This is a genomic window from Pedobacter sp. 22163, from assembly GCF_052045595.1.
Lineage (GTDB): Bacteria > Bacteroidota > Bacteroidia > Sphingobacteriales > Sphingobacteriaceae > Pedobacter.
Window position 1 is genome coordinate 126,262 of the sequence record NZ_JBQEPM010000012.1, and the last position, 12,777, is coordinate 139,038.

A 12,777-nucleotide genomic window follows, 5' to 3' on the forward strand; every position below is an offset into this window, starting at 1 on the left:
TGACTTGTGCTTTTCATTAAATCAACAAATCAATATCTATCAATCCCATCTAGCGCAAGTCTTAGCGCCCTGGCATAAGCAAAGGCCTGACTTGTGCTTTTCATTAAATCAACAAATCAATATCTATCAATCCTTTTCCTCCTCCATAATCTATAGCGCTACTATATAAATAGTCAGCTGCATTTGCCACCAGTCCTGCCTCAACTGGATTATTATGAAGATAATCAATTCGTTCTTCAAACATATTTAGATGTGGATCTAGTTCGATAGGATGGTTATCCTGTCTCCAAACCTGAAAGTTTTTATTATTGCTATTCTGCTGCCCAGCCTTTGAAAACAAGTAGAGCCCCCCAAGCTGGTGCGAGCTTGTAGCTCGTATCCAAATTAAGTTAAATTATATCAATTTCTAACAAACCCCTTTCTCCAGAAAAATCTATTGCACTACTATACTTCCAATGGTAATCTTCTATTACAAAGCCTGCCTCAACCGGATTATTGTGTATCGAAAATTATGAAAGTTAGGATTGCGATTTTCTAAATTTTAGAACTATGGCTTTTTTATATTGGTACGAGTTAAAAACTCGCACCAGCACAAGAGGGGCTTGTTATAGAAGGTCCGTTAGTGGTTAACCATCTTCATTGCGCCTTCACTATAACGCTCGCCAGTTATAGGATATCGCTTAATCAGTTCATCAATCGCTGTCAGGTCATCACCTGTCAGTTCAACTTCAATCGCACCTACATTATCTTCCAGGTATTTTCTCTTTTTCGTGCCTGGAATCGGGATAATATCTTCGCCCTGTGCCAGCACCCATGCCAGGGCAAGCTGTGCAGGTGTACAACCCTTGATACCTGCCAGTGCAGCAAATTCAGCTATGAGCCTATTGTTACCGGTAATATTTTCCTGCTGGTAACGTGGCAGGGTTCTTCTAAAATCATCGTCAGCCAGGATATTTACATCGAGTGTATTGGTAACCAGTCCCCGCGCCAGCGGAGAATAAGGCACAAGTGAAATGCCAAGCTCACGGGTTGTCTGCAATATCCCATTTTCCACATCCCTTGTAAGCAACGAGTACTCACTCTGCAGCGCAGCAATCGGATGCTCAGCATGTGCTTTGCGTAAAGAAGCAACAGAAGCCTCACTCAGTCCAAGATAGCGTACCTTTCCAGCTCTTACCAGATCGGCCATCGCACCAACGGTTTCTTCAATCGGAACGTTCGGGTCAACCCGATGAGCATAGTAGAGATCTATAGTATCAATTTTCAATCGTTTCAGACTCTGTTCAACAGCAACTTTCATCCAGGCGGGAGAACCATCAAAATAGGTTCCCGTTGCACTGCTGGGGCCGGCAATTCCATCTTTAAAACGGAACCCAAATTTAGTTGCAATAAATACCTTGTTGCGGTTAGGTACGAGTACCTTAGAAATGAGTTCTTCATTTGCTCCATTTGCATACATATCGGCCGTATCCCAAAAATTGATCCCAAGATCAAGTGCTTTTTCAAGCGTCGCTAAACTTTCTTTGTCGTCTGTAGGTCCGTACGCAAAACTCATGCCCATGCAGCCTAAGCCAAGTGCAGACAGTTTTTCGCCGGTTGTTCCTAAATTTCTATATTTCATTTTGATCAGATTTTGTTCACTCAAATGTAGACAAGAAAGCAAAACCGCGACTTATAAGCATCAAACAGATCGTTATAATATTCAAACAATCTCTCTCAGTTTAGTAGGTGCTGAACCGGTGTGTTTTTTGAAGAACAGTGTAAAATATGAAGGGTATTCGAAGCCCAGGCTATAGGCCACATCGCCGATATTCCAGTCGGTATGCTGCAAGAGTGCCTTAGCCTCTTTAACGATCCGGGCAGCGATATGAGCAGTTGTAGTCTTACCGGTAACCTCTTTTACAGAACGGTTGAGGTGATTGATGTGTACGGATAAAGCGTCGGCATAATCGGCAGGGTTTTTCAGTTTGAGTGTAAGCGTAGGAGAATCAATTGGAAACTGTCTTTCCAGCAGTTCAAGAAATAAAGCAGAAACCCTTGAAGAGGCATTGGCATAGGTATGAAAATTTGTGGCCGGATTATTTTTCATCGCCTCATGAATCAACAGGTGCAAATAGCTACGCAATACATCGTACTTGTGCGGATAAGTGGAGTGCATTTCTGCCTGCATCTTTTGGAATATAGCCGAAATTTCGCGCAATTGAACTTCATCCGGAAAGAACACCGGATTACAGCCAACCTTAAACAAAGGCGAATCGCGCAGGTTATTTACCCGTTCACTATGCTGAATGAAATCTTCGGTAAAAAGACAATACCAGCCCGACTGCTGATCTGAGTCTGCTTCCCAGGAATAAGGCACAATAGGGTTTGAAAATAGCAGTGCAGGTCGGTCAATCTGTATCCACTTATCTGCATAATAGATTTTTCCCTTACCAATGATAAGTGAAACCTTATAAAAATCGCGACGACTGTATGGGCTTGCCACGGCGCAGTTATCTCTCGTGAATACGTTGATGTGGCCAATGCCGGCATTGTTGAGCGGAACATCTATAGGCGCATGGTCTGGCAGCCTGTTGTAAAAATCGATAACGGTCTCTGCTTGTTTCATACAGTAAATTTATAAAAATCAAACAATATACCTCGCATCAACCAAATTGATTAACTCCGACCGCCAATCCAGAAGGCCCTAAAATAACCTGCTCATCAGCATTAATTAACCATCTGTTTGATGGAAGAGCGATCAATAGATTGTATTTTTCACAACCCATCATCCAAAGCCCTTACTAAACCCAAAGTATCTTCCAACAGTCGGTATTTAACGATCAGCCCCTCCACTATGTTTATTTCTGTGAAAAACAGTGATTTATAAACTTTGTTTGTTTTCACCATCCGCGTTACAAAATTTCCCGAACTGATCACTACATTTCCAACAACGGCTATATGATCAATCATTGCAGAAACGGCTTCTGTATTTTGCCATAATAGTTCAAAAAATTCCCGTACCTGATCACAGGTATTTCGGGCGCCCAGCCAGGGCGCGATTGTTTCGTCGCCAGGAACATACCAATCAAGCTCTTCCGGGAACATTGCTATTATCTTTTCGATGTTACGTTCACCTAATGCAGAATAATAACTCAAGACTACATCGATGGGGCTGTAAGATTCAGTTGCTTTCATCTATTTTAAAGTTTACTTAGAGCCTGTTTAAAAATTAAATAAAATTATTTCGCATATCAGTCTGTCCAAAGGACTCCTGTGGAGAGCGTAGTCGAAGACCATTTCTACGCATTAATAAAGCAATCGACTAGGCTACCATAGAGGTTATTTCATAAACAAGTATTAATCAATATTTTAGCCGATATCGCATTTCCATCCAGCTAGGCCACAGCACCATATCCCCGTTCCACTTAAATCCGGCCTAACAAATTTTTCGGAGCGCACTGCCCAAGCCAACCCACTAGCTTCAAAAGAAAAATTTTCAGCCGGTGTTTTTTGTTTTTTCATGGGGCTTTATGTTTTCAACGGCATTCAAGCTAGCTGCGCTGGTCTTTTTGACACCAAAAAGAAAGAAGCCTGTCCGGCCAGGACGAATAAAACACCCCGTCCTGCGGACACCCCTCTAAAAGAGGGGAATTATATACCGCCTGAAATTTAAACGTCATTTATATTGATTTTTATACAATAAATTATCCCTCAGTGTGACAGCAAAGGCCATAATATTTGTTATAAAAATTTAAACAGGCTCTTAGCTTGTCCAGAAGCCATCCTCCTGCACCTGGTCAGCAGAAAAAATTTCTACATTACAGATTTTACCATGCTCAACCGCGTAAATATCTATATTGTAAACGTCGAGTTTTTCTCCAGAGGGTTTCTCTGCCATCCAATGCAACAGGCATGCAACCCGGTTACCGTTTAAGCTAATTGAATGATAATCATCCAACTGTAATGTGTTACCGGAAATCTCGAACATCTTACCTACCATTTCGAATACCTCCTGCTGTGAACGCTTTAGGCCTGAGATCTCGTTGCTGCCAGGCTGCGACCAATTTACCTCAGGAGACAACAGTTGGCCAATTTTTTCAAGATCGACCGCTTTAACCGAGGTCAAAAATTCTATCACTGTTTGTTTTGATTGATTTTCCATAATATTTTCTTTTTAGTATCTGAACCAAAGTTCGCAGCTTCAACTGAAGTTAAGATTACCATTAAACGACATTAAGCTATCTTTTTCCGTCAAATTATTTTTATTCCTTTCTATATTGATATTTTAGCTTCAAGTATTTATCTACTATGGAAGACCAGATTAAAAATTTCATATCAAAACTGATTGGTTATGCAGTTCAACGAGACATATCGGCAGAAAAATTGCTCCGCGCCTCAAACATTACCATAGACGAACTGACAGCATCAAAAAATCCGCTTACGGCTAAACAGATCGATGATGCCTGGTTTAATGCCGTATCTATGACCAGAGATAACTTGTTCGGTCTTCATTTTGGGGAATCCTTACAGCTACAGGCATTGGGAATTGTCGGAGAAATAATAAAAACGAGCAGAACAGTGGGTGAAGCGGTAACTAATGCTGCTCCGTTGGCCCAAATCATCTCGGCATCGGTAGAACTCAGAATTTTCAGGGATGACCATCATTTTTCGATAACATTTGTAGCGGCCAACCGGGATTGGGCTCAAGATATAACTGAAATACAAACTGTTGACCTTTTAATGGTTCTGGTTATACACGAACTTGACGGGTTATTGTTTAAAAAGCTGTACCCAAGTTCGGTGAGCTTCGCAAGATCGGTGGATAACCTTGTGGAATATGAGCGTGTACTTCGTTGCAGGCCTGAAATAAATGCAAAAACCACCCAAATCTCATTTGATATTGCCTACTGGAATGAAAGAATTATAAGATCAAAACACGAGCATCAGCAAGTTCTGCTTTTGGAAGAGGGCCTCTGGCAAAATACGCATGTATCTGACCAGGCATTAAAAAAGCGCATCTATAATTACATATGGTCAAACTCTTATCTAAAAATGGTCTCCCTGGAAGATATTGCATGTAACTTTAACCTCAGTCCGCGTACGCTCCAGCGTAAATTAAAAAATGAGGAGATCAATTTTCAGCAGCTAGCTGATGAAGCCCGTAAAAACCTTGCTTTAATGTATTTGAAAGATGATTCTCTTCAGATAAAAGAAATATCTACCATGCTTGGCTACAATGAAGTAAGCGCATTTATACGTGCATTTAAACGATGGACAGGGACGGCACCCACTGATTATCAAAAAAAATGCTCCTCTCGCAGTAAAAAAACCTAACCAAAAAGAACCGATCTTTGAAGGCCCAGCCCATGTGATGTGGGTGGTTGGCTGCCCGATGTTATCTTTAGGAGAACAATCTGTGTAAATATGGGTGTAATGGCCAACTGCTGTTGTACCCATATTTTATATTCCTCCCTTTATAATTTTCTGGATATCATCTTTTTTCCATTCCGCTGTGCTCTGGTCGATAAAACAATCGATTTCTATTAAGGAAGGTTAAAAATCTACATGATAATCTTTGGCGAATGGTTTTGCTGCCCAGGCTTTTTTTGATGTCCACGCTGCAGAAGGTGCGGCCCAAAATTCGTCGCTAGCAGGCAAACCCAAAGGAAGGAACGATAATGTAGCCATATACAAACTACCTGTAGAGGTATAATAATCTGCTATTTCCGGATCATGCCCGCAAAAACCAAGCTGTAACCATCCTTTTGAGTCAAAAGTCCCAGGGATCTCGTACATATTCTGTTTTACTTTAGTTAAGGCAGAACGCACTTGAGCAGGCTGAATAGTGGCCGGTAACTTATGCATCAAAGCAATTTGGCTTAAAGCCTGAAAAGCACCTGTTCTATAGGTAATCGAACGCCCAATTGGTGGGTAGGTTCCTTCAGGAGAAATCATTCGCTCTTGCCCTACTACGTAACGCTGCATCCTTTTTACGGCAAGATCATACCGTTCTTTTTTGATTAACTTTTTATCGAGCATAACCGCAAGTGTATCCACCATCATCGGGTGGATTACAAAAGAGTTGTAATAATCAAAAGCCATGTTTATGCCATCACCATACCAACCATCTCCTTTATACCATGCGTTTAAGGTATCTACCCCCTCATTTAAGCGGCTCTCATCGTGTGGTTCGCCAATCGATAATAAAAAGGCTTCGGTGATAGAACCAAATAACAGCCAGTTATTTTTAAAGGGCTTTCTGTTCCTCAACGATTTAAACGAAGCAATAATTTCGTGTTTTGTTTCGGGCTTTAACGGTTCCCATAGGGCTTTAGGTGCTCTTAAAAATGTTTGTGCCAGGTAGGCTGAATCAACAATCGGCTGGTAATCCTTGGTAAAATTTAGTTTATCAGGACTGTTTGTCGCAAAACAGCTATCCAATCCCTGAATGGCCTGTAATTTCAGCTTATTTCTTAAAACACCTTCGGTTGTGGTATCATCAGGCAACGAAAGCCATGGTGCAATTCCGGCATAGGTACGGCCAACAGCTTCCAAATACGATACAGCAGGTGTTCTGGAGTCGAATTTCGGTGCCGTAACCACTGGCATATTTTTAATCAAAGTTCCATTGGCTAAATTAGAAACAACGGGACTGGCAATTTTATACAGCAGTTTATACCAATATTCTCTGTCGTTTTTTGATTGAGGACTTGTACTGTTATTAGTTTTTGCAGCGGATAAAACTTCGTTAGGATTAAACAGCCCAAATACGCCGGTTAACGACAATGCGCCTATAAATTTTCTTCTTTCCATTTTGTGTGTGTTATAAATACCAGTTTTTGTAGCGCATCAGCGCCTCGAGATAGTAATAATCGGCGTAGCTTAGCGGAACGTCGACTTCTGATTTAAGGGGTAAGGCCCCGGTACTGTGCATCAGTAAAAACCCGCCGTTTTCACCCGGCTTTGCAGTATACGCATCAGATGAAAGTGAAATAATCATTTTTTTTGCTTCGCCCACATATAATTTTCGTTCGCTTTTTGTTGCGTATTGTCCTAATTCCAACAAACCAGAGGCAATAACCGCAGCGGCAGAAGCATCACGATAAGTACCTGGAATGTTCGGTGCGTTAAAGTCCCAGTATGGAACCTGATCGGCAGGCATATTTGGATGATTGATGATAAATTTCGCGATGTTTTTTGCCTGATTAAGATAATGTTTGTTCCTGGTAAAGCGGTACATCATGGTATAACCGTATAATCCCCAGCCCTGGCCGCGGCTCCAGGCCGATTCGTCAAATGCGCCCTGGGCCGTACCTCTTTTAAGTACTTTGCCTGTGGTCATGTCGTAATCTACTACATGGTAGGAACTATAGTTTGATCTGAAATGGTTTTTAAGTGAAGTATCGGCATGGTTGATGGCAATTTCTCTGTATTTCGGATCGCCACCATGAGCAGACACCCATGCCAACAACTCCAGGTTCATCATATTGTCAATAATAACAGGGCCTTTCCATTGTTTACTGCTGTTCCATGATTGGATTACTTTAGCAGCCGGGCGGTAGCGCGTGGCAAGCGAAGCTGCAGCTGTATCGATGGTTGGTTTATATCGCGCATTACCTGTAATGCGGTAGGCATTGCCGAAACTACAGAACATCATGAAACCTAAATCGTGGTTTCCGGTATAGTGTTTCTCCTTTTCTAGTGCAGCAAGGCGTTTTTCTGCCTCTTTTAAGGTACCTAAATCTTTGGTGTATTCGTAAATGTAAAGTAGCGAACCTGGATAAAAACCACTGCACCACCATTTGGTATCGCTCGTTTCCAGTTTATTATTTTTTGCATAATAGGTTTTCGGCATGCGGTCTGCCGGTGTGTTTTTGGCCAGTAACTGATACTGTTTCTGTGCAAATTGAAATTGCCTGTTGAGCAGATTTTTCATTGCTTTTTTTTCATCAGCTGCCTCTTGTGCATGAGCAATTACTGCTGTAACCAGAAAACATATGGCGAACAATAATTTCTTCAATAGGTTAGGTAAACTTATATAATTCATTTTGTGTTAAGCCTTAACATAGGCTTTTGATCTTGGTTGCGGCAAATTTGTACTTTTACAAGTTTAAAAGAGGTGAAAATCGGAAATGATAGGGTAGAAAATCGGAAATCAACTGCTTTTTTAAGGTTAATTTTACGACAATCCATTTTACTGACGGTGTTTTAGGCAGTTGACCGTTTCTTTTGAAAAATAATGCCCAATGAGCGGCTATAAGATTTGAAATCTGTAAAAACGACTGCCTCCCATCGGAGAACAGCCTTTTTCATTAGTCTTTGATCAACGGATTATATTGATTGCACTGGATTTCGTTATGCTTATTATTGAAAATCAATTGATTTTCAACTCAGCATAATGTTTAATAAACCAGGTTAATGCGGGGTTTTTATTCGATTCTTTATAAGCCAGTACCACCTCTGTGTTAACCGGAATAGCATCAAATTCAATAAAAGATACTTTCAACTGTGCATATTGCTTTTTTAACGACGATGGCAAAATAGATACCCCCAGGCCTGCTTCTACCAATTGTAATATGGAGTGTACATTATTGGCCTCGTGGGTTATATCGGGACTAAAGCCCATCCGCTGGCAAATTTCCATAAGTTTCTCGTTATACTGAGGCGCAAAATCTTTATTAAAGAATATAAACGGGCTTTTCTTCAAAAAACCGGCAAGTTCGTCCTGACCATTAATTTTTTGATCCGTTAAAGGAATAACCACCACAAATGGATCAAAAAACAAAGATTCTACTTTCAATTTTTCCGATAAAACGGGGGCTCTTAAAATCCCCACATCTAAACCACCATGTTCCAGCTCTTTAATTTGAGCAAGTGTGGGCACTTCGAATAAACTCGTTTTCAGGTAGGGAAATTCCTGGTGCATTAATTTTAAAATTTCTGCCAGGTGCGATTGATAAACCGAACTGATGTAGCCAATCTTTAATTCGCCGCTAACGCCTTCATGAATTTTACGAACCACTTCTTTATTCTCTTCCAGTTTGGCAAACATGGCATCTACTTCAGCCTTAAAATACTTTCCGGCATTTGTTAATGCAACCCGCTTATTACTCCTGGTAAACAATTGTACTTCGAGTTCTTCTTCCAGTTCTTTAATCTGCCTGCTTAAAGGAGGCTGCGAGATAAAAAGTTTGGTTGCTGCTTTAGTAAAATGAAGTTCTTCTGCAACAGTTTTAAAATACAACAAATGTCTGAGCTCCATATTTATAATACTTAATAGGTATCGTTTTATGCTAAAATTGATATTTTACAAATATGATCAACAGCACTAACTTTACAAAAAAAACAAGCAATGGATAAAGATTATTCGCATAAGGCAACAAATGAAGAAATTAAGACAAGGTTTGATCACGATGTAGAACGTTTCTCGAACTTAGAGAGTGGACAACAAACTACCATCGATGCACCGCTTACCATGGAGCTTTGCACCGGAGCGGCCAAATATATTAATCCAAATGCAAAAGAACTGTTGGATATTGGATGTGGTGCGGGGAATTACACATTAAAAATGCTCAGTAAAATCGCAAACCTTAACTGCACACTTAACGATTTGAGTTTACCGATGCTGGAACGCGCAAGAGATAGGGTGTCGGTACAAACTACCGGAACAGTAACCGTTATACAGGACGATATGCGTAACCTTAATTTACCCGATAATCATTTCGATATTATACTTGCTGCTGCAACATTTCATCATTTGCGTACCGATGCCGATTGGGAACTTGTTTTTACTAAAGTTTACAGGGCCTTAAAGCCTGGAGGCAGTATCTGGATTTCAGACCTCATTGCGCACGATTCAGTTTTGATCGATAACCTTTTTCAAGATCAATACGGGGCCTACCTTGAAACACTTGGTGGTACAGCATATAAGCAAAAGGTATTTGATTATATTGAATATGAAGATACCCCACGCTCTTTAAACTATCAACTGGCTTTGTTGCAAAAAGTTGGTTTCAGCGTTACCGAGATCCTGCATAAAAACTCTTATTTTGCAGCTTTTGGAGCAATAAAATAAAACGATTATGCCAGGTTATGCAATCACTACCTGGCATAATCTTCCCTTATTGACCACCTGCCGAATTACTCATCGCCAGGCTTAAAACCCTTACTTAATGTTACTAATTCGTCTTTATTGATCATATTTGGATCTTCGGACTGTCGCTTTAAAAAGTTAACCGGAACATTTACTTTACCGTTTGTGGTGCGCAATATGCAAACTTCTTCATTTGCGGTTGAGGATACATAATGACCGATTTCGGATTCAATTTCAGATAAACGGATCAGCAGTTCGTAATAGATATAGAGCGGAAAATTCACAGTGCAAAGTTAACACTATAAAAAGCTAACATTTAATTATTGTTATGTTAAGATTAACCGATCTTATAATGATAAGTTAACAAAGGAAACCTTTTCTTTTTAGGCTATACGCGATAGATAAGTCCACTTTAAAAATTAATCTCGGGTTAACAATAGTAGCTTTAAGTTTGTTCCTAAATCTAAATTAGGAAAGGCGATGACAAATCCCATAACACACTTAAAAAGAGCAACTTATTACAGCATTTATCTTGTCATTCTATTTTTAGCCATTCTGCCATCCTGCAAAAAAGGCAATAAAAATCCCGATTATCCAATTGGAAGCAACGAGAACATTAACACCTGGATACTCGATAGCCTTAAGCGCTATTATTATTGGAATGAGCAATTGCCCGCCAATCCTAATCTCAGTTCATCGCCAAAAGATTTTTTTAACTCCATCCGCAATTCATCCGATCGCTTCTCCTATATCAGTATCCCTAATGACCCTGGCACCGCTGTACCAAGCAATAGAAATTTTGGTTTTGATTATGCAACAGTAAGCGACCAAAACAGCGCAAAAGTTATCGGAATCATTAAAGTTGTATTAAAAGATTCTCCTGCTTCGAGAGCTGGTTTAAAACGCGGAGATTACATCAGTAAAATTAACGGCAAAACCTTAACTGCTAGTAATGCACAGGCTTTACAAACCGAAATCTTAAACAGCGACCGCTTTTCTTTAGGTTTAGCTGAATTGAATAACAATACCTGGACAGATACCCGCACTGTTGAATTAAGCAAAGGTGTAATACTCGATCAACGGGAGATTAGCAAGGTTATAGAAAGCGATGGCAAAAAAATTGGTTACCTCTATTTTCTGGATTTTAATGGGGGTTTGGCCAATTCGCTCACTCCTGTTTTCAGTAACTTTAAAGCAGCAGGCGTATCCGAACTTATCCTCGATCTCCGTTATAACGCGGGTGGTCAGGTAGCAGAAGCAGCTGGAATATGTGCCATGATCGCTAAAAATGTATCGTTCGATAAACCATTTATTACCTACAGAGGCAATAAAAATGGAGGAGCCAAAACAGAATCTATTGGTACTGCAGCTACTTTTGATGGTACTGTAAATTTTAACACCCTCTTGCAACAAAATCTTGGCCTAAGCCGGGTTTATATTTTATCAACAGCCGCCACGGCATCTGCCTCGGAAGTAATGATCAATAACCTTAAACCTTTTATTCAGATGATATTAATTGGCGAAAAAACAAGGGGAAAAGATGAAGCATCATTCAGGATATTTGATGCCAGAATTCCGAAACAGGTGAACTGGGAAATGCATCCGATTGTCTATAAACTTTTTAATGCAAATGGCAGCGGTGGGTATAGTGCGGGAATCAACCCCGATATCGCAATCAATGAAATGAGTATTTTGCCCTTACTTCAACTGGGTGACCCTGCAGATCCCATGGTAAAAGCAGCAATCGCTGCGATAACAGGCAAAGCCATCAAAACATCGATTGCTATAAATAATGTGGTTTCCGAGCGCTTTCGTGCTGATCATATTTTAATGGATTCGAGGGCGCAGTCTGCTCAACAGAGTATTGTAACCACGCACCGGTTAAGGTGATAGAAAAGGTTTTCATTGTGTTAACATTAACTTTAAACGCGACCGCTAACTTGCCTCCCATAACCGCTACTTATGGAACAGTTGGAAGATTTTAAAAACGCAAAACTCCTGAATGCAGTAAAAACCGGCAATTCAGCTGCTTTTAATGAAATTTACCATCTGTACCGCAAAAAAATATATGGTTATGCCTACCATTTTACAAGAGGCAAAGAAGAAGCTGAAGAACTTACTCAGGATGTTTTTGTAAGGCTTTGGGAGAACAGATCAAAGATCGACCCGCAAAAGAATTTCGATGCCTTTCTTTATACCCTTATCCGCAACAATTTCCTCGCTACACTCCGTAAAAAAGCCAGAGAACAAGCTTACAGTATCGAAAACCTTAAGCATGAGCAGTCTTTTAATGCTATAGAAGACGAACTTAATGCCAAAGAAACTAAACAGATTGCACAGGAAGCAATAGAAAGCCTTTCTCCGCAGGTAAAAAAAATATACCTGATGAGTAGAAATGACCATCATACGCATGAAGAAATATCGCAGTTGATGGGCATCTCGAAAAACACGGTAAACAATCACCTCAAAAAATCATTGGGTATAATGCGGAAATATTTTAGCACTTATTCTCCGGAAACGATCCTGTCTTTTCTATTGGTTTTGTTTTGTTAACCAGCTGGCGTGGAGCGTTAAGATAAGTTCCCTCTCCTATTTTTCATCACCCATTTTCCATCATTAAGGAATTAAGGACATTAAGGTTTTTCTGGCGCAATCCAAGCGGCGCGTCCTCCTGATCCGATAGCTATCTGATTTGTTTTATT

At 40.3% G+C, this 12,777-nt stretch carries 14 protein-coding genes; 4 read left to right on the top strand and 10 right to left on the bottom strand.

Annotated elements, in window-relative coordinates; genetic code table 11:
- Positions 1 to 103 precede the first annotated feature (103 nt).
- The 6 genes from ACTJKN_RS24800 to ACTJKN_RS24825 all read right to left on the bottom strand — a co-directional run bounded on the left by ACTJKN_RS24800 (position 104) and on the right by ACTJKN_RS24825 (position 4,144).
- A complete protein-coding gene (locus ACTJKN_RS24800; protein WP_440828332.1) occupies positions 104 to 244 on the bottom strand; it encodes a hypothetical protein in 141 nt (46 codons plus the stop codon).
- A gap of 375 nt (positions 245 to 619) precedes the next feature.
- Positions 620 to 1,621: an aldo/keto reductase gene (locus ACTJKN_RS24805; protein WP_440828333.1), complete on the bottom strand. Its 1,002-nt coding sequence runs from the start codon at positions 1,619 to 1,621 to the stop codon at positions 620 to 622.
- Positions 1,622 to 1,702: 81 nt separating this feature from the next.
- Positions 1,703 to 2,608: a helix-turn-helix domain-containing protein gene (locus tag ACTJKN_RS24810; protein ID WP_440828334.1), complete on the bottom strand. Its 906-nt coding sequence runs from the start codon at positions 2,606 to 2,608 to the stop codon at positions 1,703 to 1,705.
- A 149-nt stretch (positions 2,609 to 2,757) separates the two neighbouring features.
- A complete protein-coding gene (locus ACTJKN_RS24815; RefSeq protein WP_440828335.1) occupies positions 2,758 to 3,177 on the bottom strand; it encodes a nuclear transport factor 2 family protein in 420 nt (139 codons plus the stop codon).
- Between the two features lie 174 nt (positions 3,178 to 3,351).
- Positions 3,352 to 3,504, bottom strand: a complete 153-nt coding sequence (locus ACTJKN_RS24820) for a hypothetical protein (RefSeq protein ID WP_440828336.1) — start codon at positions 3,502 to 3,504, stop codon at positions 3,352 to 3,354.
- Between the two features lie 241 nt (positions 3,505 to 3,745).
- Positions 3,746 to 4,144 (bottom strand): nuclear transport factor 2 family protein, encoded by a 399-nt coding sequence (locus tag ACTJKN_RS24825; protein WP_440828337.1) that lies wholly within the window; start codon positions 4,142 to 4,144, stop codon positions 3,746 to 3,748.
- 146 nt (positions 4,145 to 4,290) lie between these two features.
- On the opposite strand from ACTJKN_RS24825, the gene ACTJKN_RS24830 reads away from it, so the two are divergent.
- A complete protein-coding gene (locus ACTJKN_RS24830) occupies positions 4,291 to 5,316 on the top strand; it encodes an AraC family transcriptional regulator ligand-binding domain-containing protein (protein WP_440828338.1) in 1,026 nt (341 codons plus the stop codon).
- A gap of 219 nt (positions 5,317 to 5,535) precedes the next feature.
- Here the strand turns inward: ACTJKN_RS24830 and ACTJKN_RS24835 are convergent, their stop codons facing one another.
- The 3 genes from ACTJKN_RS24835 to ACTJKN_RS24845 form a co-directional block, all read right to left on the bottom strand.
- Positions 5,536 to 6,795 carry a DUF2264 domain-containing protein gene (locus tag ACTJKN_RS24835; protein ID WP_440828339.1) on the bottom strand — a complete coding sequence of 420 codons (1,260 nt, stop codon included), beginning with the start codon at positions 6,793 to 6,795 and terminating at the stop codon, positions 5,536 to 5,538.
- A gap of 10 nt (positions 6,796 to 6,805) precedes the next feature.
- Positions 6,806 to 8,029 (bottom strand): glycoside hydrolase family 88 protein, encoded by a 1,224-nt coding sequence (locus ACTJKN_RS24840; RefSeq protein ID WP_440828340.1) that lies wholly within the window; start codon positions 8,027 to 8,029, stop codon positions 6,806 to 6,808.
- 327 nt (positions 8,030 to 8,356) lie between these two features.
- Positions 8,357 to 9,244, bottom strand: coding sequence for a LysR family transcriptional regulator (locus ACTJKN_RS24845; protein ID WP_440828341.1), 888 nt, complete (start codon positions 9,242 to 9,244; stop codon positions 8,357 to 8,359).
- A gap of 90 nt (positions 9,245 to 9,334) precedes the next feature.
- Here ACTJKN_RS24845 and ACTJKN_RS24850 point away from each other — a divergent pair, with 90 nt between their 5' ends.
- On the top strand, positions 9,335 to 10,057 hold the full coding sequence (locus tag ACTJKN_RS24850; protein WP_440828342.1) for a class I SAM-dependent methyltransferase: 723 nt from the start codon (positions 9,335 to 9,337) through the stop codon (positions 10,055 to 10,057).
- Between the two features lie 65 nt (positions 10,058 to 10,122).
- Here the strand turns inward: ACTJKN_RS24850 and ACTJKN_RS24855 are convergent, their stop codons facing one another.
- Positions 10,123 to 10,359, bottom strand: a complete 237-nt coding sequence (locus ACTJKN_RS24855; protein ID WP_440828343.1) for a hypothetical protein — start codon at positions 10,357 to 10,359, stop codon at positions 10,123 to 10,125.
- Between the two features lie 196 nt (positions 10,360 to 10,555).
- On the opposite strand from ACTJKN_RS24855, the gene ACTJKN_RS24860 reads away from it, so the two are divergent.
- The gene (locus tag ACTJKN_RS24860; protein ID WP_440828344.1) at positions 10,556 to 11,965 is read left to right on the top strand and encodes a S41 family peptidase; all 1,410 of its coding nucleotides are present in this window, start codon (positions 10,556 to 10,558) and stop codon (positions 11,963 to 11,965) included.
- A 72-nt stretch (positions 11,966 to 12,037) separates the two neighbouring features.
- Positions 12,038 to 12,628 (top strand): RNA polymerase sigma-70 factor, encoded by a 591-nt coding sequence (locus tag ACTJKN_RS24865; RefSeq protein ID WP_440828345.1) that lies wholly within the window; start codon positions 12,038 to 12,040, stop codon positions 12,626 to 12,628.
- Positions 12,629 to 12,777 lie beyond the last annotated feature (149 nt).

What these genes read in the sequence shown, in the direction of transcription:
- ACTJKN_RS24820 (WP_440828336.1), bottom strand. Translation starts at nt 3,504, where the DNA reads ATGAAAAAACAAAAAACACCGGCTGAAAATTTTTCTTTTGAAGCTAGT.
- ACTJKN_RS24840 (WP_440828340.1), bottom strand. Translation starts at nt 8,029, where the DNA reads ATGAATTATATAAGTTTACCTAACCTATTGAAGAAATTATTGTTCGCC.
- ACTJKN_RS24845 (WP_440828341.1), bottom strand. Translation starts at nt 9,244, where the DNA reads ATGGAGCTCAGACATTTGTTGTATTTTAAAACTGTTGCAGAAGAACTT.
- ACTJKN_RS24835 (WP_440828339.1), bottom strand. Translation starts at nt 6,795, where the DNA reads ATGGAAAGAAGAAAATTTATAGGCGCATTGTCGTTAACCGGCGTATTT.
- ACTJKN_RS24815 (WP_440828335.1), bottom strand. Translation starts at nt 3,177, where the DNA reads ATGAAAGCAACTGAATCTTACAGCCCCATCGATGTAGTCTTGAGTTAT.
- ACTJKN_RS24830 (WP_440828338.1), top strand. Translation starts at nt 4,291, where the DNA reads ATGGAAGACCAGATTAAAAATTTCATATCAAAACTGATTGGTTATGCA.
- ACTJKN_RS24850 (WP_440828342.1), top strand. Translation starts at nt 9,335, where the DNA reads ATGGATAAAGATTATTCGCATAAGGCAACAAATGAAGAAATTAAGACA.
- ACTJKN_RS24860 (WP_440828344.1), top strand. Translation starts at nt 10,556, where the DNA reads ATGACAAATCCCATAACACACTTAAAAAGAGCAACTTATTACAGCATT.
- ACTJKN_RS24800 (WP_440828332.1), bottom strand. Translation starts at nt 244, where the DNA reads ATGTTTGAAGAACGAATTGATTATCTTCATAATAATCCAGTTGAGGCA.
- ACTJKN_RS24810 (WP_440828334.1), bottom strand. Translation starts at nt 2,608, where the DNA reads ATGAAACAAGCAGAGACCGTTATCGATTTTTACAACAGGCTGCCAGAC.
- ACTJKN_RS24825 (WP_440828337.1), bottom strand. Translation starts at nt 4,144, where the DNA reads ATGGAAAATCAATCAAAACAAACAGTGATAGAATTTTTGACCTCGGTT.
- ACTJKN_RS24805 (WP_440828333.1), bottom strand. Translation starts at nt 1,621, where the DNA reads ATGAAATATAGAAATTTAGGAACAACCGGCGAAAAACTGTCTGCACTT.
- ACTJKN_RS24865 (WP_440828345.1), top strand. Translation starts at nt 12,038, where the DNA reads ATGGAACAGTTGGAAGATTTTAAAAACGCAAAACTCCTGAATGCAGTA.